Source organism: Priestia sp. P5, from assembly GCF_029522155.1.
In the GTDB taxonomy this organism is placed as follows: domain Bacteria; phylum Bacillota; class Bacilli; order Bacillales; family Bacillaceae_H; genus Priestia; species Priestia megaterium_E.
Genome location: NZ_JAKWFJ010000001.1, coordinates 1899124 through 1922831, shown reverse-complemented (window position 1 = coordinate 1922831; position 23708 = coordinate 1899124). Strand labels below are relative to the sequence as shown.

Annotated in this window: 28 protein-coding genes and 1 other annotated feature; of the genes, 4 read left to right on the top strand and 24 right to left on the bottom strand. The window is 38.1% G+C overall.

Annotation, left to right across the window (positions count from 1 at the left end; genetic code table 11):
• Positions 1–240 precede the first annotated feature (240 nt).
• From MMB69_RS10530 to MMB69_RS10520, 3 genes are all read right to left on the bottom strand, one after another.
• On the bottom strand, positions 241–1152 hold the full coding sequence (locus MMB69_RS10530) for an NAD(P)/FAD-dependent oxidoreductase (RefSeq protein ID WP_221784891.1): 912 nt from the start codon (positions 1150–1152) through the stop codon (positions 241–243).
• 182 nt (positions 1153–1334) lie between these two features.
• Positions 1335–2144 carry an HNH endonuclease gene (locus tag MMB69_RS10525; RefSeq protein WP_221784890.1) on the bottom strand — a complete coding sequence of 270 codons (810 nt, stop codon included), beginning with the start codon at positions 2142–2144 and terminating at the stop codon, positions 1335–1337.
• A gap of 150 nt (positions 2145–2294) precedes the next feature.
• Positions 2295–3107: an amino acid ABC transporter substrate-binding protein gene (locus tag MMB69_RS10520; RefSeq protein ID WP_016764533.1), complete on the bottom strand. Its 813-nt coding sequence runs from the start codon at positions 3105–3107 to the stop codon at positions 2295–2297.
• 320 nt (positions 3108–3427) lie between these two features.
• Here MMB69_RS10520 and MMB69_RS10515 point away from each other — a divergent pair, with 320 nt between their 5' ends.
• Positions 3428–4480 (top strand): LLM class flavin-dependent oxidoreductase, encoded by a 1053-nt coding sequence (locus MMB69_RS10515; RefSeq protein WP_269871840.1) that lies wholly within the window; start codon positions 3428–3430, stop codon positions 4478–4480.
• 59 nt (positions 4481–4539) lie between these two features.
• Here MMB69_RS10515 and MMB69_RS10510 read toward each other — a convergent pair whose 3' ends face one another.
• The 17 genes from MMB69_RS10510 to MMB69_RS10430 all read right to left on the bottom strand — a co-directional run bounded on the left by MMB69_RS10510 (position 4540) and on the right by MMB69_RS10430 (position 17053).
• Positions 4540–4677 (bottom strand): hypothetical protein, encoded by a 138-nt coding sequence (locus tag MMB69_RS10510; protein ID WP_186808517.1) that lies wholly within the window; start codon positions 4675–4677, stop codon positions 4540–4542.
• Between the two features lie 200 nt (positions 4678–4877).
• Positions 4878–5234 (bottom strand): DUF805 domain-containing protein, encoded by a 357-nt coding sequence (locus tag MMB69_RS10505; RefSeq protein ID WP_140451474.1) that lies wholly within the window; start codon positions 5232–5234, stop codon positions 4878–4880.
• A gap of 51 nt (positions 5235–5285) precedes the next feature.
• Positions 5286–5633, bottom strand: a complete 348-nt coding sequence (locus MMB69_RS10500) for a DUF805 domain-containing protein (protein ID WP_277447667.1) — start codon at positions 5631–5633, stop codon at positions 5286–5288.
• A 271-nt stretch (positions 5634–5904) separates the two neighbouring features.
• Positions 5905–6321, bottom strand: coding sequence for a DUF4275 family protein (locus tag MMB69_RS10495; protein WP_260507841.1), 417 nt, complete (start codon positions 6319–6321; stop codon positions 5905–5907).
• A gap of 84 nt (positions 6322–6405) precedes the next feature.
• On the bottom strand, positions 6406–7635 hold the full coding sequence (locus MMB69_RS10490; RefSeq protein WP_221813209.1) for an MFS transporter: 1230 nt from the start codon (positions 7633–7635) through the stop codon (positions 6406–6408).
• A gap of 67 nt (positions 7636–7702) precedes the next feature.
• Positions 7703–7947, bottom strand: a binding site (T-box leader).
• A 42-nt stretch (positions 7948–7989) separates the two neighbouring features.
• Positions 7990–8604 (bottom strand): AmiS/UreI family transporter, encoded by a 615-nt coding sequence (locus tag MMB69_RS10485; protein WP_098196627.1) that lies wholly within the window; start codon positions 8602–8604, stop codon positions 7990–7992.
• 148 nt (positions 8605–8752) lie between these two features.
• The gene (locus MMB69_RS10480; protein ID WP_013057474.1) at positions 8753–9934 is read right to left on the bottom strand and encodes a NupC/NupG family nucleoside CNT transporter; all 1182 of its coding nucleotides are present in this window, start codon (positions 9932–9934) and stop codon (positions 8753–8755) included.
• A gap of 19 nt (positions 9935–9953) precedes the next feature.
• Positions 9954–10352 carry a cytidine deaminase gene (locus MMB69_RS10475; protein WP_221813208.1) on the bottom strand — a complete coding sequence of 133 codons (399 nt, stop codon included), beginning with the start codon at positions 10350–10352 and terminating at the stop codon, positions 9954–9956.
• Between the two features lie 59 nt (positions 10353–10411).
• Positions 10412–11086 (bottom strand): deoxyribose-phosphate aldolase, encoded by a 675-nt coding sequence (gene deoC / locus MMB69_RS10470; RefSeq protein ID WP_221784884.1) that lies wholly within the window; start codon positions 11084–11086, stop codon positions 10412–10414.
• Between the two features lie 21 nt (positions 11087–11107).
• Entirely contained in the window at positions 11108–12409 is a 1302-nt protein-coding gene (locus MMB69_RS10465; protein ID WP_221813205.1) for a pyrimidine-nucleoside phosphorylase, read from the bottom strand.
• Between the two features lie 182 nt (positions 12410–12591).
• A complete protein-coding gene (locus tag MMB69_RS10460; RefSeq protein WP_277447666.1) occupies positions 12592–12915 on the bottom strand; it encodes a hypothetical protein in 324 nt (107 codons plus the stop codon).
• A gap of 5 nt (positions 12916–12920) precedes the next feature.
• Positions 12921–13865 (bottom strand): sugar-binding transcriptional regulator, encoded by a 945-nt coding sequence (locus MMB69_RS10455; protein ID WP_026106623.1) that lies wholly within the window; start codon positions 13863–13865, stop codon positions 12921–12923.
• Positions 13866–14003: 138 nt separating this feature from the next.
• A complete protein-coding gene (locus MMB69_RS10450; protein WP_277447665.1) occupies positions 14004–14978 on the bottom strand; it encodes an HNH endonuclease domain-containing protein in 975 nt (324 codons plus the stop codon).
• A 38-nt stretch (positions 14979–15016) separates the two neighbouring features.
• Complete coding sequence (locus MMB69_RS10445; RefSeq protein ID WP_221813201.1) at positions 15017–15343, bottom strand: nucleoside triphosphate pyrophosphohydrolase; 327 nt, start codon at positions 15341–15343, stop codon at positions 15017–15019.
• Positions 15344–15376: 33 nt separating this feature from the next.
• Positions 15377–16117 carry a glycoside hydrolase family 25 protein gene (locus tag MMB69_RS10440; protein ID WP_277448051.1) on the bottom strand — a complete coding sequence of 247 codons (741 nt, stop codon included), beginning with the start codon at positions 16115–16117 and terminating at the stop codon, positions 15377–15379.
• Between the two features lie 129 nt (positions 16118–16246).
• Positions 16247–16558 (bottom strand): hypothetical protein, encoded by a 312-nt coding sequence (locus MMB69_RS10435; protein WP_043982736.1) that lies wholly within the window; start codon positions 16556–16558, stop codon positions 16247–16249.
• A 306-nt stretch (positions 16559–16864) separates the two neighbouring features.
• The gene (locus MMB69_RS10430) at positions 16865–17053 is read right to left on the bottom strand and encodes a hypothetical protein (protein WP_225049418.1); all 189 of its coding nucleotides are present in this window, start codon (positions 17051–17053) and stop codon (positions 16865–16867) included.
• A gap of 636 nt (positions 17054–17689) precedes the next feature.
• Between MMB69_RS10430 and plsY the strand changes: the two genes are divergently transcribed.
• The gene (plsY, locus tag MMB69_RS10425; RefSeq protein WP_277447664.1) at positions 17690–18277 is read left to right on the top strand and encodes a glycerol-3-phosphate 1-O-acyltransferase PlsY; all 588 of its coding nucleotides are present in this window, start codon (positions 17690–17692) and stop codon (positions 18275–18277) included.
• Positions 18278–18449: 172 nt separating this feature from the next.
• Here the strand turns inward: plsY and MMB69_RS10420 are convergent, their stop codons facing one another.
• Both MMB69_RS10420 and MMB69_RS10415 read right to left on the bottom strand, forming a co-directional pair.
• Positions 18450–19127, bottom strand: a complete 678-nt coding sequence (locus MMB69_RS10420; RefSeq protein ID WP_277447663.1) for a DUF1129 family protein — start codon at positions 19125–19127, stop codon at positions 18450–18452.
• A complete protein-coding gene (locus MMB69_RS10415; RefSeq protein ID WP_013083614.1) occupies positions 19117–19455 on the bottom strand; it encodes a PadR family transcriptional regulator in 339 nt (112 codons plus the stop codon). Before MMB69_RS10415 ends, MMB69_RS10420 begins: the two co-directional genes overlap by 11 nt.
• A 252-nt stretch (positions 19456–19707) precedes the next feature.
• Here MMB69_RS10415 and htpX point away from each other — a divergent pair, with 252 nt between their 5' ends.
• The gene (htpX, locus tag MMB69_RS10410) at positions 19708–20580 is read left to right on the top strand and encodes a protease HtpX (protein WP_277447662.1); all 873 of its coding nucleotides are present in this window, start codon (positions 19708–19710) and stop codon (positions 20578–20580) included.
• Positions 20581–20621: 41 nt separating this feature from the next.
• Here htpX and MMB69_RS10405 read toward each other — a convergent pair whose 3' ends face one another.
• Positions 20622–21608 (bottom strand): MBL fold metallo-hydrolase, encoded by a 987-nt coding sequence (locus MMB69_RS10405; protein WP_277447661.1) that lies wholly within the window; start codon positions 21606–21608, stop codon positions 20622–20624.
• Between the two features lie 307 nt (positions 21609–21915).
• Here MMB69_RS10405 and MMB69_RS10400 point away from each other — a divergent pair, with 307 nt between their 5' ends.
• Positions 21916–22239 carry a YnfA family protein gene (locus MMB69_RS10400; RefSeq protein WP_014459650.1) on the top strand — a complete coding sequence of 108 codons (324 nt, stop codon included), beginning with the start codon at positions 21916–21918 and terminating at the stop codon, positions 22237–22239.
• Positions 22240–22361: 122 nt separating this feature from the next.
• Here MMB69_RS10400 and MMB69_RS10395 read toward each other — a convergent pair whose 3' ends face one another.
• A complete protein-coding gene (locus MMB69_RS10395) occupies positions 22362–23645 on the bottom strand; it encodes an ABC transporter substrate-binding protein (protein ID WP_274862462.1) in 1284 nt (427 codons plus the stop codon).
• Between the last annotated feature and the right edge of the window lie 63 nt (positions 23646–23708).

Here is a 23708-nt window from a genome sequence, read left to right as displayed (position 1 = left end):
TGATAATAAGTGCATCTGTGTGTAAATCTGAATTTTGTAATCCTGTTGATACACGTGCATATCCAATAAACACCTATTATCACTCTTTCTTATTTTGGTCTTATCCGATTGTAATATAAGATAGAATAAGAAAGGTTATTGAACACAGAATATTGTACAGAGTTTTATTACACACAAAATACTAAAAATCGACTTTTCCCACTTAGAATGTAGCGTGTTCAGAAACAGATAAAAAAACAATTATTTTTTATAAAGCTCTAACAAGCGTTTGTGTATCCAAATAGCGGCTTGTAAACCTTCTCCCATCGCTACCGTAACTTGTTCAGAATGAGCCACAATGTCTCCTGCTGCCCACACGTTTGAAACATTTGTTTCTTTTGTACGCGAATTTACGATAACGTGCTGATTTTCTAGGAGTTCTACTCCGAGCCCATGCGCTAATTCTGTTCGAACTTCATTTCCTCCAAACGCTAAAAAACCTCTTTCTCCATAGATAAATTCATCGTTTTCGAGGATGACTCCTTTTAACATTTCTGCTTCAGTTATGACTTTTTTTATTGCCCCTTCTTTATAGGTAATTCCCTTTTGTATCAAAGTATCTGCTAAAAGTCCAATCTCTTTTTTGTCATGATTAATGTACGTAATGTCATTTGTCCAATATGTTAACGTAAGAGATAAACTGGCTCCTGCTTTTCCCGACCCTAGTACTAATACCCTTCTATTATTTACTTCATACCCGTCGCAGTCGGGACATACATATACCGTTTTTCCCATACAGTGATGTAGCTCTTGCTGAAGTTCAGAAGGAATTCGGTCTACGACTCCGGTCGCAACCAGTAAAGTAGCGGCTTCGTAGTTAGCAGAGTTTGTAATGACGTTAAACCCTTCTATTTCTTTTTCACACTGAAGGACACGCTCTTCTGCAAATTGAATGCCGTAGCTTTTTGCTTGCTGCCTTCCCGTTTCTCTTAAAGTTTGACCGCTTATTCCCTCTGGCCATCCCAATATATTTTGATAATTTTTGCAAAGATTGGAACGTCCATCGTTTGAATCAATAACCAATACACTACGCTTATATCTTCCAAGCTGAATAGCAGCTTGAAGTCCTGCAATTCCTCCACCTATAATGACACAGTCATACTTGTTTGCCACAGCACATCACCCCAGCTTTTACTATTTTCTAAACGAAAGCTTCAGTTTTTCATTATCTGTTCTTCTATTATTTTTATACGCTTTACTGTCTTTATTTTTTGAAGTCATTCTACATACAAAAAAACCGCCTCGGCAGCTGACCTGCCTAGAGACGGTTTTTTATAAAATGAAGAAAGACGATATTACTCATTTTTCTTTCCTGCTTCTTTTTCATTAATTTTAGTAATCAGCTCTTCTTTATATACTTCACTATCTTTCCCGTAGCGTAGACGGCTATGACAGTTGGGACATAGTGCCGCAGCGTCCTTTGGCTTAGAAAGTCCGCCCTCTGACAGCTTTGAAAGATAATACATTTGCAAAAAGGAGCTTCCATCTTTTGCGATAAACGGCGCGCTTTCTCCGCAGGCTTCACAAATACCAGCTGCGCGTTTGTGAACATATTGTTTAAGAGCTGCGGTTTGCTCATAAATATTTGTCTTTTTGTCTTCCCCTAACGCTATATGACGAAGTTGTTCAGTTGAGTAAGCTGCAACATCCAGCTTTGCTGCTTTTTCCTCGATCACAGGATTTCGTTCCAGTTCAAAAATAATGGCTTCACGAAGCTCTCCGTCTGAGTCCCACATAATTTCTAATTGATGATTAATATACGTCACTTCATTAATAAACTCGACTACTCCCGGCTCCACGTAGTGAAACAAGTAAACGGCTTTTCCTGATAAAAAATGTTCACGAAGCGCTTTATTGCCTTTAATGAGCTGCATCGATCCTCTTTGACCTTCTCCCGTATAGAAAAAAGAGGTCTTATCTCTATTCCATCCGTGTCCTGTTCCGTATTCACTTCCGCTTTCTTTTGTGAAAATAAAAATATATGGATGCGCTTTCGGCGTTGATATTTCGCTTTGTTCCTGTCCTTTATAAAGCTTATGAATTTGTTTTCTGCGATAACGATGTCCTTTTTGAAAGAAATCTCCGCGCTGTAAATCCGTAATCAATGAATTGCCTCCTACTGCGGTCCTGCTTTTATAGTACTTATAGCTCTACTATACACTAATTTTTGTTTTCTTTGCAGATCGTTTCCTCTATCTATTGGATTTATATCATACAAAAAAGCAGCTGTATGGGCAGCTGCTTTTTTGCTATAGTCAATTTTGCACCGTATAGTCTTCTCCTAGCCATTTTGTGCTGAGTTTTTTTAACGTACCGTCTTTTTTCAGCTTTTTAATCGCCTGATCGACTTCCGACTTTAACTTTTCGTCTTTTTTGTTAAACATAAAATATACTTTTGAATTAATCACGATATCTCCAACCGTTTTTTGCTGAAATTTCAGCGCTTGATTGCTAAAGTCGATGGAAAATGGTGTCGCAAGCGTAGCATCTGCCCGGCCTGTTTTTAATTGAGTTGTGGCATCATCCGCACCTTGACCGGCGTAAACTACATCGATTTTATTGCCGTGTTTTTGATTGTATTTGTCTAGATAGACAGCCGCATTGCTTGTAGCTCCTACAATCATTTTTTTACCTTCTAAATCTTTTAATGAATGAATATCATTTCGATTTTTAGGAACTGTTACATAAAGCGGAGAATAATTATATGTTTCATCATTAAATAAAAACTTTTTCTTTCGCTCAGCGTTCTGAGCCATATTATGAGCAATCATATCAATTTTATTACTTTCTAAGCTGAGAAGCAGATTTGAAAATTCCATCGTTTTAAATTCAAATTTATAATCCTGTAGCTCTTTGTCAATTGCTCTTACTACTTCTACATCGTAGCCGGTCAGTTTGCCTTTATCATCGATAAAGCAAATATTAGGAAACTGAGTGCCTGTTCCAACAACAATCGTTTGAACATCTTTTTCTTTCTTTTCTCCTGCACTTGAAGATGCGTTTGTTCCGCATCCTGCCACGCTCACAGCTACTACAATTGAAAGTAAAAACAGCCAATATTTTTTCATACGTTCCTCCTCTAAATCCCTATATTATGTAATAAAAAGAGGCTCTTGATAAAGCAGCTGCTTCATCAAGAGCCTCTGGTTAACCAGTGGGCTTACGTCGTGTAAGATTATTCACATCATAATACTAGTTAACCGATAAATCAAGTGGGTTTTTAGAAAAAGATTATCTTGACAGCCCGGTGTCTACCGCTTAAGATACAACTAATAAAACATTGAAACTGCATATCTACCAGTCAACTGGAGGCAAATGGACACGATAATGCGTGTACGTTTGCTTTTTTTATTGTCGTCCACCATTTTATCTTTTGGAGGTAAAACGTATGAAATTTGCTTTATTTAGTCTTATTCAAAACATCCCGAACCCGGTTACTGGAGAAACATTCACTGCTCAAGAAAAGTTTCAGCATGTGTTAAATCAAGCAGTGATGGCAGAAAAGTTAGGTTTTGATGCTTACGGAGTCGGCGAAAGACACGGAGCTCCTTTTTTGTCTTCTTCTCCTCCCGTTGTTTTAAGTGCAATTGCGGCTAAAACGTCACACATCCGTCTCCTTACGACCGTTACCGTTCTAAGTATTTTAGACCCTGTACGAGTAGCTGAAGATTATGCAACGCTTGATCACCTGTCAGGTGGACGCCTTGAACTAATTATTGGAAAAGGCAACGACCCGCGTCATTATCCGCTTTTTGGTATTACAGAAGAAGAACAATGGGAATCTCTTGCTGAAAGATACGCTCTTTTGAAACAGCTTTGGACAGAAGAAAATGTCACGTGGAGCGGCCGTTATCGTCCGCCTTTAACAAACGTTACGACTCAGCCTCGCCCGTTTCAACCTTCTATTCCTGTTTGGCATGGAAGCGCGTCAAGCCCGCTGTCTACAGAACTTGCAGCTAAATACGGAGAGCCGCTATTTTCATCCAATTCTTTTCACCCTCAGGCTAAATATAAAGCGCTGATTGACCATTACCGGGAACGTTTTGCCTATTATGGTCATGATCCAAGCAAGGCCATCGTCGGTTCAGGAGCAAGCAGCTTATATATTTCTAATACAACGGAAGAAGCGATTCGCCGCTATCGCCCGTACTATAACGCGTTTAGCAATACAGAGGCAGCGAAACATAATCAATCGCCGTTCACGTCACTAGAAGATATCGTTCAACACGGTCCTGCTTTAGTAGGAAGCACGGAGCAAATCATTGAAAAAATAATAGATTATCACCATGCTTATGGAAACGAAGTGCTGAGCATCAGCGTAGACGGTCTAAGCGAAGCAGAACAGCGCGAACAGCTAGAGCGCTTTGCAAGTGATATTGCACCTGTTCTTCGAAAAGAAATTCCCAGCAGCGTATGGGAAAATGAAAAAAAAAGAGATTGAGACATAATGAAATCAGTCCAATCTAAAGACGAACAAATCAGATACATGAGCTGAACCGCTTATGACACCGCAGTTGATTTCCGTGCAAGGCTTCGCTTTCCGCGGGCGGGCGCTGAGCCTCCTCGTCGCTTGTGCTCCTGCGGGGTCTCATCTCTCCCGCTTTTCCCGCAGGAGTCTTCGCCTTGCCCTCCAATCAACTGCTAGAAGAATCTACATACATAAAATTTACGTTCACCATCACACTATGAAAAAATCCGAACTAATTGGATTCTCTATCAAGAATCTCAATTAGTTCGGATTTCCCTTCAACTAAATTACTTTTGTCCCAACCTCTTTTTAATTAGAAACAATTCGCACGTTTAGTTTACTAACTTTTTAAACTAATAAACTACTCTGGTTAAGAAGCCTGCGTGTCTGTGTCGTAAATATTGGCCGTTACTTCGCTTCTTTGACAAAGTAAGATGAGCAGCCAAATGCCTCCGATAACTGGAACAAAGTTAATTAAATACCACCAGCCGCTTCTTCCTGTATCATGCAGTCGGCGAACAGTAACTGCAAGTGAAGGCAGAATCATTGCTGCTCCGTAAAGTAATACTAAAATAACTCCAAATACTGCAAGTGAATCGATAAAAACCAAGATATATGGAATGATCATAAAGATATAAGCAAATAATGTAAACAGCCAATACTCCGTACGCGTTGCTCTTCCTCGAAACGTCGCATAATTTTTTAACGCTTTTATATACCAGTACATTTTTAAACCCTCTCTTTGTTTATTAAATTAAACTACCTAACTGTTTAAGTCCTACGCAACTTTATTAGGTACATCAAAACTGTTTAACTGCGACTCACTTCTTAGACAAAGAAGAATTAATAGACAAATAGCTCCGGCAATCGGAATAATATTAATGAGCTGCCACCAACCGCTTCTTCCTATGTCATGCAGTCGGCGCGCCGTCACAGCAAGAGATGGAATGAAGACTGCAACAAGATAAACTATACGCAAAAACGGAGGCATATCTGTTATAAGTTCAATAGCTAAAAGCACACACCATATAATAAAATTAAATAAGACAAACATCCAATACTCTTTACGCGTTGCTCTTCCTTGAAACGTTGCATAATTTTTTAGTACATGTAAATACCACTTCATATAAAAACCTCCTTTTTAAACTGAATTTTGTAAGACAAGCTTACTAGCAGTAATTACCTTAGCATACAAAAAATTAATTTCATATCCTATTTTTTGAAAAAATCCCAAATAGTAATATATATAGGAGAGAGATGGATAATAATTAGTAATAAATACCCAAAAACTCCAAAATAAAAACCATTTTATTACTATAATTACTTTTAATTAATAAAATGTTCTTTTATAACAAAAAACCTACCGTGTTATTAAGCATGGCAGGCTCTATCTTCACTTATGTTCGATAAAAGTAAGGTCCACGTGAACTTTCATGCGTGATCACATAAGTCCACGTAAAATCTTTATCCACCACATATAAATCTTCTAAATACATATTTGTATTTCCACTCAAATCAGTGGTTAATAAATGCTTACATTTAGATAGCTGCAGCACTCGTTCATCATGCTCAAATAACAAATAACAGTCGTACTTTGCTTGCTTCTCAAAAGCTTGAATTGCCTGTTTTTCTTGTAAACAAAGAAGCTTTTCATAGCTAAACGCATGCCACAGAAACTGATCCATATAAATTTTCTTTTTTTGCGATGTGCTTAAAGCACTTGCAAATTCATGTTCCCACCGCTTTCGGAAGAGCTCACCTTGATTCGGTAATTTTTTAACAAACATTCCTTTTTTCTTTAACGCATCTTTCATTTTCACTGTGCTTTTCCATCCTTTATCCTGTATTCATTTCTTTTTATCGGCTTCTTAGCTTATTTGTCCACTAGTACCCGTGCGTTAGATTCTTTGCTTTTTGACCAAATTCACTTTATAAAACGTCGGCTTTAACGTGCACAAAAACAATACAATTGTACTTAAAAGCATGATCAGGCTTCCACCAATTACAGCTTCCTGAATCGAAAAGATGTGCGCAGCCATGCCGCATAAAAAAGTCATGATTATGATCAGAAATGACTCAAGCAGTCCATATATACTTCCTACTCTCCCCATCATGTCAACGGGAATGCTGTTTTGATAAAAGGTTTGAAAACCAGCACTTGCAAAAGCTAACGCAAAAGATAAGCTAAAAAATCCCGCTCCAATAGTTTGAAAAGAAGACGAACACGCATACAGCAAATAGCCAAGCGATACTCCTACACTGCCGGCACCTATTAGAAAGTTCGTGGACAGCTTCTTAGCAAACAGTGTATTAATAACTGCGCCAATCATAATGCCAGCGCCTGCTACGCTTAATAAAAATCCGTATTCACTTTCGGACAAATGAATGACTTTTGTTGCAAATGAAACTTCAAGTGAATCAATTGCGGTGGCCATGACCATTAAGAAACTGAATAATACATAAATGGTCATAATATATCTGTTAGCTCTACTGAAACGAAACACCGCTTTCCAATCTTCTCCAATTGTGTTTACAGAGAGTTTATTTTCTTTAGCTTCTGTTTTTATATCTAAGTTCGGCATTAATAAAGTAACCATTCCTGACACCACGAGCGCTGCAGCATTGGCATAGATAGCAAACGCAGGCGTTCCAATCATAAATAACGCACCGGCTGCGGCCGGACCAAGAAGAAAGCCTCCTGAGTCAATCAAACTGCGCAGTGAATTAAATCTTTTTCGTTTTTCACGTGGAATAAGCTTTGTGATATAAACCATCGATGTCGGACGAAACATCGAACTTGCCATACTGATGATAAATACCAGCACATAAATGATAAGGATGGATGAGAAAAACGGAAGGCAAACAATAATTCCGGCGCGCATCCAATCTAAAAACATCATAAGCTTCCGTTTGTTCATGCGGTCAATTAAGCTTCCAGACCATATATTTGTACAGAGCGCAGCAAGCGGCTTTATCATGTATAGTCCTGAAACCGCAAGCGGCGAATTCGTCATATCAAGCATCATGACATTTAAAGCAATTAAATAAATCCAGTCGCCGATATTGCTAGTGCCAATTCCAAACAGCAATAAACACGGGTATTTCCAAGACAACAGCTTATTTTTCATAAAAGAAAGGCCTCCGCTTCACTATTGATTTTGATCAATAAAAAAATCCCACCCCCAAGACATCTGTCTTAGGGGCGAGATTATAAATCGCGGTGCCACCCTAGTTTGTTCATATGTCGCCATATAAACCTTATCGAGTACGGCTTTCGCTTATACTCTAGCTTTGTAACGGAAGCAGCCGTCGCACTATCACGTTAGATCCAATGCGCTGCTCAGAGGCTTGTTTCAACAGCGTTTTTCTTGCTCCTTTTCAGCTTCCGGAGCTCTCTGCTAAGAATACGCGCTGTCTACTTTTCTCTTCACGGCATTTAATTTCTAACATCTTACCATTATTATCTATTTTTTGTAAATACTTTATTTCAAAATCATTTTTTTCGGCTGAGAAAAGAATAGTCGATATCCTACGTATACAAAATAAATGATGGAAGCTACCAACACGATTCCCCACATATTGTACATATCTTTATTTCCCCATACGCCCGTTAGCGAAAACAGCGCTGGGATTGTTAAGGTCACCCAAGACTGTACAATCGCCACTTTCCCTACATATGCAGATACATCTTTTTTGCTCGTATTAAGCACATAAAATAAAAACCATAAAAACGACCAAAGAATCCATGTAATGGCATTCACTACGTCATGATAGTGAACAAGAGAAACCGTAACGTACACTAAAGCGATAATGGATACCCAAAGTGAATAATAGCCCAGCCCCGTTCCCTGCATTCCTTTTAATACCGTCACGCCTACATATAAATACGTGAGGCCAAATAAAAAGATTGCCGTTCTTTCATATAAAATCCAGTTGCTTTGGTCTGACGTAATAATTAAATAAAACGGAGCAATAACTTGAAAAGCTCCAACAAATAGGTTAAATACGCCTACATTTTTTTCATCTGCTTTTCCAAGCAGCATCAGTCCGTTTAAAAATAAAGCTGCACCTGACAGCAATAGTCCAATTTGATCCATTTTTCAGTAAGAAAAGCCCCCAGCTTTTCTTGTCCTCCTCTGCGTCGATGTTTTTCTTTAGGATGTGCGGAGTTACGGTTTACATGTAAAAAAGAAAAAGCAATTCCTTTTGAAAAGGAAACTGCTTTTCTTTCTGTTTCTATTACACTTATAAAATGAAGCTGACAACAATCGCTGACAGTACGCTTACAAGCGTAGCTCCATACAGTAAGCGAAGACCAAAGCGCGCTACTGTATTTCCTTGCTTTTCACTTAAGCCTTTAACCGCTCCTGACACGATTCCAATTGATGAGAAGTTAGCAAATGATACTAAGAATACGGATACAATTCCAAGTGTTTTAGCACTGAATGTTGAAGCCATATCTGAAAGACTCATCATTGCCACAAATTCATTTGTTACAAGTTTTGTTGCCATAATTCCACCCGCTGCCACAACTTCTGAAGCAGGAACACCCATGATGAATGCAAACGGTGCAAACACATAGCCAAGCAGGTGCTGGAACGACAGACCAAACAGCATTTCAAACACATTATCAATCGCAGCCATTAGCGCAACGAAACCAATTAGCATCGCGCCTACGATAATCGCTACTTTAAATCCATCCATAATATATTCGCCAAGCATTTCGAAGAACGTTTGCTTATGACCTGTTTGTACCTCTAAAATATCTTCTTGATCCGTTACTGTGTAAGGGTTAATGATAGAAGAAATAATAAATCCGCCAAATAAGTTAATAACGATCGCTGTTACTACGTATTTTGGTTCAATCATTGTCATATAAGCACCGACAATTGACATAGAAACAGTCGACATAGCTGATGCACAAAGCGTATATAAACGGTTTGGCGGCAGTTTGTCTAGTTGCTTTTTAACAGTAATAAATACTTCTGACTGACCTACAATCGCAGAAGCTACTGCGTTATAAGACTCTAATTTTCCCATTCCGTTAATCTTGCTGAGAACTAAACCAATCCATTTCATAATGAAAGGAAGAATTTTAAAGTGCTGTAAAATCCCAATCAAGACAGAGATAAAAACGATTGGAAGCAGGACGTTTAAGAAAAACGGCATTGATCCTTTGTTCGCAATGCCTCCAAACACGAACTCTACTCCTTGGTTTGCGTATGAAAGCAGCTTTCCAAAAACGCTGGCAATCGCATTGATAATAATCAAGCCAAACTTTGTATTAAGAAGTAAAGCTGATAAAAGAACTTGAATCACAACCATAATAATGATTGGTCTATATTTGATTTCTTTACGGTTATTACTTGCAAGATACGCTAATCCAAAGACAACGAGTAACCCTAAGATGCCAATTAAATATTTCATAGTATCCTCCACTGCTTACTTATTTTTGTAAGTCTTTTGATGAAAAATAGCCCGGTAAGATTTCGTTGATGTGGGTAATCACAAAATCTCCTTTTAGGTTTGCTAAGATAATTTGTGTGTGATCATCACAGAACTCAGCTAATACTTGTCTGCATGCGCCGCAAGGAGAAATTGGGCCGTCCGTATCTCCTACAACTGCAATAGCTGAAAACTGCTTGTCCCCTTCTGAAACAGCTTTAAAAATAGCCGTTCGCTCAGCGCAGTTCGTCAATCCATAGGAAGCGTTTTCAATATTGCATCCACGATAAATCTTCCCATCGGTTGTTAAAAGAGCTGCACCAACATGGAATTGAGAATATGGTACATGTGCTTGTTTGCTTGCTGCGATTGCTTCATCTATTAATTGTTTTGGCTCCACCGTCATCACCCTTTGCTTAGTTTACAGCAGGTTAGCTAGTACTAACCTGCTGTCATTTATTAATAATCAGAGTTGCTTAATTGACCTTTTGCAATTGATACGCCAGAGCTTGCACCAATACGTGTTGCACCTGCTTCAATCATTGCTTTTGCATCTTCTAAGCCTCGAACGCCGCCAGAAGCTTTGACACCTACATCTGGTCCAACCGTTTTTCTCATAAGCGCTACGTCTTCTACCGTTGCGCCTCCTGTTGAGAAGCCCGTTGACGTTTTAACAAAATCAGCTCCAGCTTTTACAGCTAGCTCAGAAACTTTTGCTTTTTCTTCGTCAGTTAAAAGAGCTGTTTCAATAATTACTTTTACTAGCGCTTTGCCTTTTGCAGCATCTACTACTGCTTGAATATCGCTTTGCACTAGGTCATAGTTTTTGTCTTTTAACGCGCCGATATTGATTACCATATCTACTTCATCTGCACCGTTTTCGATTGCATTTGTTGTTTCGAATGCTTTTACTGCTGAAGTCGTAGCCCCAAGAGGGAAGCCGATTACCGTACACACTTTTACTTCTGGAGCGTCTTTTAATAACTCAGCTGCTTTTTTTACCCACGTTGGATTTACGCAAACCGAAGCGAATGAATATTCTTTTGCTTCTTGTGCTAAAATCGTAATTTGCTCTTCTGTTGCATCTGCTTTTAATAATGTATGATCAATAATACCCGTAATGTTTTGACTCATTTTGTTCTTCCTCTCTGTCTCTTAATGAATTTCTTTATAAATTAACGTTGGAGCTTCCACTTTTTCAGCGACTGTGCTGTAAGAATCATAAACGATATCCATTACTTCCTGTACATCTTCACTGTTGCTGTGAATTGTAACAAGAGAGTCGCCTTTTTTCACTTGGTCTCCAACTTTTTTATTTAGCATAATACCAACTGCTAAGTCGATTTCAGATTCTTTTGTTGCACGTCCTGCACCTAGCTTCATTGCTGCTACGCCGATTTTTTCTGCAACAATTTCTGAAATGTAGCCATCTTCTTTTGCTGGCACTTCAATTTTGTGCGCTGCATCCGGTAATTTAGACGGATCGTCTGCCACAGAAGCGTCTCCGCCTTGTGCGCTTAAGAATGTTTTAAATGATTCTAATGCTTTTCCGTTTTTAATTACTTCTTGAAGCATTGCACGCGCTTCGTCTAGGCTGTTTGCTTTTTCAGCAAGTACAACCATGTGACTTCCTAATGTTAAGCAAAGCTCCGTTAAATCTTCAGGACCTTCGCCTTTTAACGTGTCGATCGCTTCTTTCACTTCAAGCGCATTACCAACCGCAAAACCTAGAGGCTGGCTCATATCTGAAATGATGGCTTTTGTGTTTCGGCCTACGCCTTTTCCGATTTCAACCATTGCTTTTGCTAATTCTTCAGCGTCTTCAAGCTTTTTCATAAATGCGCCGTTTCCCGTTTTTACGTCCAAGCAAATGGCATCTGCTCCAGCTGCAATTTTCTTACTCATAATCGAGCTTGCAATTAACGGAATCGAATCAACCGTTGCTGTTACATCACGAAGCGCATAAAGTTTTTTATCCGCTGGCGTTAAGTCTCCGCTTTGACCGATAACGGCAATTTTATTTGTATTTACTAAACGAATGAATTCTTCGTTTGTAATTTCAACGTGGAAGCCAGGCACTGCTTCAAGTTTATCAATTGTACCGCCAGTGTGTCCTAAGCCGCGGCCAGACATTTTAGCAACCGGTACATCAACCGCAGCTACTAAAGGTCCCAACACAAGTGTTGTTGTATCACCTACGCCGCCTGTGCTGTGTTTGTCTACTTTAATACCTTCAATTTTTGATAAGTCGATTTGATCGCCTGATTCAACCATTGCTTGCGTTAAATTTACGCGTTCTTCCTGCGTCATTCCTTGAAAGTAAATTGCCATCGCAAATGCCGATAGCTGATAATCAGGTAAATCCCCTTTTGTATAACCTTCAATAATAAAATCGATTTCAGCTTTATTTAATTCATGTCCATTACGTTTTTTTTCAATTAAATCAACCATTCTCATGACGTTTTCCCCCTAAAAGTATCTGCATATTGTGCATCCACTAAAACGTTTTCAACAACTTACACCCTTACTATATAATAGCTTTGAACAATTGTAAACAGATATATTTACATTTGTTCAAAAATATTTATAGCCGCTGTTTTAGTGAATAAAAAAAAACTTCCGCACTCGGAAGTCTTCCCTTATTTTTCAGCTTTTATCACAAATGACAATACGATTCTGTACTTATTCTTTACCTTTTTATAAGGAATTAATACATATGGCTGATCCGGCGGCGTAAACCGTTCAATTCCTTTTTGATTAGCATCAGGAGAGAAGTACATTCTTCCCCACCGTTTAATGATATAGCCCGTCGTTCCCTTGGCAATCACTCCATCTTTTGAAGCGCCTGCTTGAAAAGGATACCGGTTTCTCTGTGCCTGCAGAGATGATGCAGAATAAGATACAATACCTTCTATTATTTCAATTTGATGAAGCTTTTGCTCTTGAAAAAACAGCGCCTTCATCTCCTTTACTCTTGTTTATCTAATAAAAAGCGCGCCGTAAACTGATCAGTAACGAGCACATTTGCAAATTTTCCTTGCAGCGCTCCGTAAATGCTGTCAATTTTCTGATCCCCGCCCGCTACTAAAATCGCGTACTCTTTCTTCTTCAGTTCCTCCAAATCAAGTCCTAGCGTCCGTTCATCCAGGCTTTCATTGCAAATTTGTCCATCTTTATCAAAAAAGCGTGAACAAATGTCTCCCACTGCTCGAGAGGAAATCATCTCTACATCTTGTTCGGAAAAGTAGCCAAGCTGAAAAAGCAGCGAATCCGTTTTGATGGGTCCCGTAGTAAAGACGGCAATGTTGGCTTGTTTGCCTAAATCTAAAATGCGCTTAATATGACGATCCGTTTCCATTGCTTTTTTGACTACCACGTGATCAACAATTACAGGCAAAGGAAGATGCATAGGAGGCGTATTGTATGCCTTTCCAAATAAGTACATAATTTCAGAAGCATACGTGCTCGTTTCCGAATGGCTTACTCCGCCTTTTAACTGTACAACCTGCACGTCATTCACATACTTTTGTTTTAAATCGATGGCCACTTGATAAAGAGTTGTTCCCCACGTCACCCCAATAATGTCTCCATCTTTTACAATGTCATAGAGATAGTCAGCTGCTGCCACGCCTAGATGACTTTTAATAATGTGATTTTCATATTGAGGCACCGGTGTGACGATTGCTTTTTTTAAATTGAATTTTTGTTCAAGCTGAGAAGACAATTTTTCACTATTGATAGATGAATCCACAATTTTAATTTGAACAATGCCTTCTTCTTTTGCTGTTTGCAGCAATCGAGAAACCGTAGGCCTTGATACACCAAGCTTTTTTGCAATTTCACTTTGATTATAATCAAGAATATAATACATCCTTGCCGCTTCAATCACTTTATTAAATTTCTCTTGATCCATCTCCATCGACTTGTTCTCCCTTACCTCATGAATTTCTTATCCCAATTTTACCAAACTTATGTCTTTAGTTTACTTGTTTGGTGAACAAAATTTCAAGAGGGGATTTTGTAACTGAGATGAAAAGAGAAATACTCGGGATTAAGGAGACCAGTTTTCTACGTATCCATTCATTCCAGCATACTCATAAAGAGCTTTTAACTTACGCTCTGAATAATAGTTAAAATCATTGTGAACTGCTGTTAATTTAAGATTATCGTTACGAACAAACATCTTCTCGAGGTATACACTCTTAGCAAGTTTATTGCTCTTTTTTGTGTTGCAGCTTTGACAGCTTAACACCAAATTCCACATATTATCTGATTGGATATAACTCCATGGAATAAAATGATCTACATGAGTAGCGATGCGTTTATCAGACAGCTGTTTTCCACAATAAAAACATTCTTTTGTTTCATATTTCCAAAGGATGTTATAGAATGCATGCAGCGATTCACGTTTTGAAACATTTTCTACTTTTAACAAGACATCTTCTAACTTATTTTTGTCATTATACTTTTCTAAAAATTTCGCCAAATGATAATTAGTTAAATGAGTAACAATTTGTCTATATTTTTGTAAAAAAATATATATACTGCTATTAAACTTTATGTATTCTGTTCTTTTATCAAACTCATAAACAGAACCTTCCATATCTCCGTATAACGCCCCTACTACATACCTTGCCCCCACTTTTTTAGTTCTTTCTACTAACTGCAATTGAAGATTATTTGGTAAACGATCAAATACTATTTTATTGGGGACACCATGCATTAACTGAAATTCCTTTAACTCTTTTTGAATTCCAGCTTGTCTGTTGGGTGTATTTAATTGATTTAAATCATGATGAATAACCAAGTTCCAATATATTTTAGCAAATGAAAAATACACTTGATCAAACGTGAGTACTAACCGATTGTCAACATTATATAGGTTTTCAATTAAAGCTTTCATCAATCCATATTTATATGTTGTGGTAAAGTGACCATTAGCGAAAAATTGGTTAATGATCTTCCAAATTTCTCGTTCTGTTAAATAAGTTTTTTTTATTTCTCCTACTTTTAAATTAAAACTCACCTGCCACCGCTCGCTCCTTCCACTATTGCACCACCAAACTACGCTTCTTCTGTTTCCACTAAATAAATCCGATCATCAAACTTCCCGCGCTTCTTGGCCTTCTCTTCACGCACTTTCTCAAGTTGTTGGGGCGTGGCCCCGTGCACAGCTGCTAGCGCGTGCATAACTTCCAGTAAATCTGCGAGTTCTTCAATGGCATCTTGATGCGTTTGGGCTTCTATGTACTCTTGAAGCTCTTCTTTTGCCTTTTTCTTCAGCTCATTTTGATACTCCTCTCGCTGCAGCACGCGTGATTTGAAGGTGTTTCCACTTTGTTCAATAATCGCAGGAATTTTATCTCGCACTAGCTTGTTATAAGTAGGCATCGTTTCTCCTCCCTCTCTTACCTTTCTAGTAAACTAGTATTTTTCAAATTCTGCTTGGTTTCCGTTAAACACATTTAAATCAATAAACGTTTCTTCACCTTTATAGCCGCTTAACCGCCCTTTGTCCGTATACTGCCAAAACGTCCATTCTTGCTGTTCTTCAAGAGTTGGCTTTTTTACAACGTCGCGAATCCAAATATCACATCCGGGATATCTGTTTTTAATGTACAAGTCATACGCTTTAGGCGTCGTATAAAGAATAACGCGCTTGTCATAATGAGATTCAAGACGTGTAATCATGCTAGAAAGCTCCTTGTATACACGTTTCTGAGACGGCAGGTTTTGTTTTTTATCTCCGTAAAATTCTACATCAATCACTGGTGGCAAATCGTTATTTTTAAGAGAGACCGCCTTGATAAAATTAGCCGCTTGTGTGGAACCTTTGCTATCGTAGCTAAAAAAGTGATAAGCTCCGATTCGCATGTTTTTCCGATTTGCTTGTTCCCAGTTTTGTTTAAATAAAGGATCTTGAAATGAACTTCCTTCCGTTGCTTTGATAAAAGCAAACTGAATATCTTGTTTACTCAGCACACTCCAATCAATCTCCCCTTGATAAGAAGATACGTCTACGCCTTTTACATCATAGCGGTTGGCACTTATCGCATTAGGAATTACCCATCCTTTACTCCATAGTAAAAATATAAAGCTTACAAGAGCGACTAATATGAGTCCTGCTGTAAACAGTCTTTTGTTTTTTTGATTGGCTTTGTCTATTATGTTTACCCCCTTTTTTAGAAAATACTTCTAATATTCTAACATAAAAAGGATTTTCCAAAACAAGAGAGCATACAGGTCTTTGTTAATAAATACAAAAAACCACCTAAAAATCAGGCGGCTCTTCTTTTATGCTGCGTCTTCAGATGGCTCGTTATCTTTGGCTGCTTCTATCAGTAAGAAAATAGCCGTTAAAATATGCATAATCATGCCGACAATTGGAATCCACGCAATAGCAGAACAGACAATTCCCATGATATGCCCTGTCCGAACTTTGTTTGTTTTAATCGCAAATACTAAACCTACGACGTGCAATGCGAGCATTAGAATGAGCGGCGTGTAGGCTAGACTTATAACCAAGGTGCCGCCTAAGAGGGGAATCCCCCAGAGAGCCTCTAATCCTCCGCTGACCCATTTCAATATACGACTTGTTTTTCCCAATGTATCCTCCCCCTTTGTCTTCAATGTATGCACAGACGTTTTGTTTCTGAACGGTTGTATATGAAAAAAGTGGCAAAAATACGTGTGCTAAAAATAAATCAATAGTCCCGTATAAAGATACGCTTTTGTACGGGACTATTGTAATAATGGAAAATGAATGAGAGGAAAAGACGCGGTTTTACATGTAATAACAAGGAGCTCTTCGTAAAGAAAACGAATTAAACATAAACAAAAAAGCCGAACTCAAAATGTAAGCTCGGCTTTTTCTTATATAACAAATAGAAGTATTATAAAATGTTTTTCGTATTAGTGTTCTCGACTCTTCTCAAATTTTTCAACAGCTTCAAAATCAAGCTCGGCTGATATCCAATCGCCTTTTTCCGGGAATTCTAGATTGCGCACGACTATTTTATTCGGCACCTTTTTTTCTAAAATTTTCGCCTGGCAGTTTTTGTACATAACTACTTCTCGTTCTTTGATATCTGTCCACAACAAGTGCAGGACCCCTTTCAACTTTAAGAAGTTAATATTTCGAAACACCGTTTTACATTTTATTATATTTCTTTTGATTTGTTAATTTCTTTGTCTTATTTTTTATAAAAAAATATTAAAACACATTTCTTCTAATACAATATACCCAAAATATCTTTTAATCCTTAAACATTTATGTTATATTTTAAAAATTGTATTACAAGTTTTTATTTTTGTAGAAAAAATCAGAACGGCTGATGCGCAAAAAACTTTGCTGTTGTTGTAGGAAGTTTTTTTATTTTTGCCTTTACGCCTATCCTCTTTTCTTTTTTTACATATTTATAATGGACATATGGATTCGTCCTAATACGTAGAAAGGCTTGAAAATCCAAAAATATCCTAGCATAAAGTCATGAAGCTGTTCCGCTAAAAATATAGTTGAATCTACAAATGCTCTACCGAAACAGCCAGCACCCTCTATCCATACAAAAAACTGCTTTTTCCGCGTTTATCTTTTGTAGAGATATAAAAGACTACCTTCCACAATTTACTCGCTGGGAAGCAATACATACTGATAGAAGTGTTCAGAAACAAAATAAACTTTACTCTTGATATCTTGCTATAAAATGAATAATAACAACACAATTTGAGGTGCCAACAATGAACGTATTAACAAACACTATAATTATCTTATTAGCTTATTTAATTGGGTCAATTCCTTTTGCTTTAGTGATTGGAAAGGGCTTTTACAAAACCGATGTTCGCAAGCACGGAAGCGGTAACTTAGGAGCTACTAATACCTTTCGCACTCTAGGAAAGAAAGCAGGTATTATAGTATTGATCGGCGATATAGCAAAAGGCTCGCTAGCTGTCTGTTTACCGCTTATGATGAATAGTCACTTGCATATGCTTGTCCCTGGATTTATTGCTATTCTTGGACATAGCTATCCGGTTTTTGCAAGGTTTAAAGGAGGAAAATCTGTAGCGACTGCCGCTGGTGTATTCCTTGCATTTTCACCATTAGCTTTCATTCTAGGGATTCTTGCTTTTTTAATTTCTCTCAAAATTTCTAAATACGTATCCTTATCTTCACCTATTGGCGCATTAGTTGCCTTTTTAGCATCAATCTATGTAGGTGATGTTGTACTAATCGTATTTGCAGCCGTTATTTTTGTTTTCATTACATGGAAGCATATTAAAAACTTCAAACGAATTAAATTGGGTACAGAACCTAAAGTTAATTTTTAAACGTACTAAAGTTAGTAATCTTTAAATAGTGTTACCAAAAAGGTGTTCATGAGTTGAACACCTTTTTTTATTATTTTAGTACGCCTTGTCCCAAGATAGACGTAAATTATGAAATTTCTTTAAAATGCTCTTGATTATAGAGTAAACAATACACTTTACTGCTTCCTATATCTCATTTTGTAATTTGATATTTACTATTTAACCACCTTAAAACGATGAGTGTTACGGCACCAGCAGCTAAATATAAGAAGCCTCCAAATTCTATTACATAGCCAAAAGGTGGAATAAGCTTTGGTAAAAAAACCATCCCTGCAAGAGAAATAAAAATTAAGACAAAGAGTAGAAAAAAGTCCTTAATCTTATTCGTAATTTTGTAAACAGATTTTTGTATCCATTTTAAAAGCAGAAAAACATCAAGAGAAATAATAGCTGCAACAATAACAAAAGTGACGATTGCTGTTCCGATATAAACAGTCTGGCTGCTATCCCTAAAATAATGTACAGCAATATTTCCTACCCCGTTTACAATAGCCATTAAACTTGCTAGCTGTAACAATAAAAAGCTTATAAAAAAAGCAGTGCTTTTTAAGGGTTCTTTAGGCAACTGTTTAATCATTTCATCACAGTACGTCTTAAGGTTCTCTCCAAATACCTCTTCAGCACGCTTCCCTTCCGCTTGTGCGTCAATAAGGTGATCTAAAAGCTCCATCAATAACTCCTCAGCCTGCTGTTCAGAAACTGACACACTTGTTCGAATGTAAACAAGCATATTATCATAGTACTCTTCATTTTCCTTGGTCAGCTCTTTTCGCTTCTTATTATTTAATTTAATTAATTCCTTAGCGTTCATCGTAAAAACTCCTATTCAACAATTTATCTACAGGGTTTTGAATGTTGATCCATTCCTCTTGGATTTCACATAATGCGCTCTCACCAGATGCCGTAAGATGATAGTACTTTCGTTTAGGACCCGAAGGCGATGCTTTCATTTCTCCCTTTATTAATCCCTCCTTTTGAAGACGTAGTAAAATTGGGTAAATCGAACCTTCACTCACATCATTTAATCCATATTGTTGAAGCTTCTGGGATAGCTCATAGCCATAAACCGTTTCTTTTTGAATGATTGATAAGATACACCCTTCTAAAATTCCTTTTAACAATTGACTTCTCAAAGACATATCGATTTCTTCCTTTTCACTATCTTGTTATACAAGATACATTTTTAAAGTAAAGCTACCTTGCAAGACAAGATAGCTTTATATGACTTATAATAACCTATTTATGGTAAGTATTCAACCATTTATTTACTTTTTTTTATTAAACCACTTAACATAGTAATCTTTTTAGTAAATTTGAATAAATAAATGAAACCTTTCCTCTCCTCTGACCGTATACCTATCATGCACGTATTAGTTAAAGGAGGAAGACTTGTGCTAAAACGAATTTCACTGTTTATTTTCGTTAATATTTTAGTATTAATTACAATCACAACGATTACATCTTTATTAGGTGTTCAAAGCTATATGGGAAGCAGCGGTTACGGCGGCCTGCTGGCATTTAGCATCATCGCCGGCTTCAGCGGCGCGATTATTTCTCTTATGATGTCACGCTTAATGGCAAAGTGGATGATGGGTGTTCAAGTTATTGATGAACGTTCCCCTCAAGGTGAATATGAACGATTTGTTCTAGAAGAAACGCACCGACTTGCATCTGTTGCAGGATTAAGAAAAATGCCTCAGGTCGGAATTTATCACTCGGCGGAAGTTAACGCTTTTGCAACAGGGCCAAGTAAAAGACGCTCACTTGTTGCTGTTTCCAGCGGAATGCTTGAACGAATGGACCGCGATGCGATCAGCGGCGTTATCGCTCACGAAATAGCGCATATTAAAAGCGGTGATATGGTCACAACTACGCTTCTGCAAGGAGTATTAAATACATTCGTTATTTTCTTCTCTCGTTTAGTAGCCAAAGCGGTGTCAAACTTTGTGCGAGAAGAGTTTGCGATGGTTGTTTATTTCCTTACATCGATTGTATTTGAGATTCTCTTTAGTATCTTAAGCAGCCCAATTATCTTCTGGCATTCAAGAAGACGTGAATTTAAAGCCGATGAGCTTGCAGCTAAACTCGGTGGTAAAGAAAAAATGATTTATGCATTAGAATCGCTTCGTCATACTACTTCATTAGTAGATGACCGTCAAAAATCAATTGCCGCTTTTAAAATTAGCGGTAAAGAAAAATTCTCACGCTTATTCTCTACTCACCCGCCGCTTGAAAAACGCATTGAGCGCTTGCATTCACTGTAAGCAGACAAAACCAGCTTCTTTAAAGAAGCTGGTTTTTTATGTTATGACTGAGGAGCAAGCACACGTGCAGCTTCCCACAGCAAGACGTCGTCTTTATTTTTTGTTAATTCCACGTAGCCTTCTTTTTCTAGATACGTAAGCTGGCCGTACACTTCTGAGAAAATAAAGTCCGGTGCTTTTTGATACATATCCGGGAAAAAAGCTGCGCTGACTTCAAGCGTTGTTTTCTTTCCTTCCCCCATCGCTTGTAACACGCGCAGCGCCCATTTATGCTGCTTTTGAATGCGTTCCATAATTAAAGAATGAATGTCACTAAGCGGTTCACCATGTCCGCTGTAAATCAAATCAATGTCGTAGTTCAACGTTTTTTCAAGAGACGCTAAGTAGTCCAGTAGCGGCGTTGGCTTAGGATTTTGAATGGTTGGCTCTAAATATGGATTTGACGGTACTTTTGGCAAAATATGATCTCCGCCAAACGCGACTTTTTCTTTTCGATTGTAAAACATCAGCTGACTCAAAGAATGTCCCGGCGCTTCAATTACTTCCCACTCACTCGCATACGGAAGTGTATCTCCTTCTTTTAAATACCCGGTTAGCTTCTGCCCTTTAGGTGAATAAACTTGAATCGCAGCCGTTGCTTTACGAAGCCATTCTTCCATTACATCATCACTGACTCCAAACTCTATAAGGAAATTACGGTATAACTCATTATGCTGCTGAACAAACTCTTCATCTTGGGAAATCCAAGGCTCCACAAGCTTATGACCGTAAACCGGTATATCACTCGGCAGCCATTCTAAAAATCCAGTGTGATCCGGATGCTGATGAGTAAGAATAACTTGTTCAATATCTGTTACTTTATATCCTTCTTTACGAAGCGCCTCTTCAAAAACATTCCACGCTTCTTTGGTTTTCATACCTGCATCAATTAACGTTAACTTGTCTGCTTTTAATAAAAACACATTCACTGGTCCAATTGGAAATGGCGTAGGCAGCTCAATGCGTATTACTTTATGATCTAAACTCATTTTACCAAACCCCTATATCTGCATTCTTTTTACTTTTTTATACTGTTAAACGTTCTATTCTTTTAAATAGTCAATTTCCTGCTAACGTCTACCTGTAAAAGTACTCTGAGCAGCAGTCATTACATAGCTCTTTGCACTCGTACAAACAGTCACATAAACTCATACTATTAATAGTTTAGCAGGTTTGAAGACAAATTGATAAAGGAATGCTTTCCAGTGTACTTATTTAAAGCAAACGAATGGTTCATCAAACGAAAAAAGTAAGATAGAATAAAGAGACGAAATGATGATATAAGGAGTATAGGTTATGATTAAAGCGATTTTTCTTTTTATCTTAGCAGGTCTTGCTGAAATTGGCGGAGGCTATTTGATTTGGCAGTGGCTGCGCGAAGGAGCATCAAGCTGGTTAGGACTTCTGGGCGGTATTGCTTTGGTGCTGTACGGCGTCATTGCTACGTGGCAGTCGTTCCCCGACTTTGGACGTGTATATGCAGCTTACGGCGGTATTTTTATTGTTTTAAGCCTGTTTTGGGCGTGGTGGGTTGATAAAAAAATGCCCGATACATACGATTGGATTGGCGGACTTGTGTGTCTGATTGGCGTAGCGGTTATGCTTTGGCCAAGAAGTTAAGTGATAATACAGAAAGCGGCAGAACACATAGATTCTGCCGCCTTTTATTTTTTTAGATAAATACAGCTATGTTGCAGGTTTACGCACTCACAAAAAAGACAACCCCAAGGTTGTCTTTTCCATTACTTCAATTCAGCCCATCTTTTATCTAATGATTTTAACAGCTCATCTTCAGACGTTTGGCCGCCGATGTATTCTTGTACATCTGCTCCAAATTTTTGCGTTACGCCTTCAGGGAACTTTGTCCATTCCCAAGGAATCGTTTTTTGATCTTTAGAATATTTAAGAAGCTCGTCACCTAAAGGTCCGATGTCTTTTGCTTCAATTGACTTAAAGGCTGGAATGTACTTAAAGTCTTCTACTAACGCTTTTTGACCTTCTTTAGATGTAACCATCCAGTTTAAGAAGTCTTTGGCTGCTTTTTTATCTGCCGCTGGTGCTTGTTTGTGAATAACCCAGTTGCTTGGAACGTCAATTGCAAGCTTGTCAGATACAGCTGCATCATCGCTTAACGGCATAGGTAGAATACCTACATCCATGTTCGGCGTAATTTTATCAAGCATTGGCTGAATCCAGTTTCCTTGCTGAATCATCGCTGCTTCACCGGTCGCAAATTTCGTTACTTGTGTGTTGTAGTCCGTCGTTAACGGATTTTTGTTTCCATATTTCACTGTTAAATCAAGCAGCTTTACATACTGTTTGAACTGCTCGTTTCCTGCGATTTTCGTACTGCCGTCATTTAATCCTTTAATAAATGCATCCGGATCTTTTTGACTGGCGAATGGAATGTTTAAGCCATGATTTCCAAGCACCCACCACTCTCCGTAGCCGATAGAAAATGGCGTAATGCCGGCTGCTTTTAGCTTTTTAGCCGCTGCTTCTAATTCTGGATACGTTTTTGGAAGTTCTTTGATGCCTGCTTTTTTGAACAGTTTTTTGTTATATGTAAATCCATAGCCTTCAAGACTGATTGGCTGTCCATATACTTTACCGTCCATCGTCATTGGTGTAAGTGTGTTTTCGTACGCATCATCAACCCAAGGCTGATCTGATAAATCTTCTAATTTATTTTTCCACGTTTTCGCCTCTTGATATCCGCCGTTTGTGAAAAGGTCAGGTGCATTCCCCGACGCAAACTGCGCTTTTAAAGCTGCTGCACCGTCAGCTCCTCCACCAACCGTTTGGATATTGAACTTCACGTTTGGATGTTCTTTTGTATATTGATCAGTTAGAGCTTTTAGCTGATCTGCAATTTCTACTTTTCCTTGAAATACATCTACTACTACTTGATCTCCGCCGCTTTTTTTATTACCAGATGCGCTTTCGTTTGAACATGCGGTTGAAAATAAAAGCGTAGCCGATAAAACACCTACTGCTAAAGGCCATTTTTTCATTTTGAATGCCATTTTCTGTTCCTCCCTATTTGCTGCTGGTTTTGATGCCTCAGCCTCAAAACCAGCCCTGTTGCC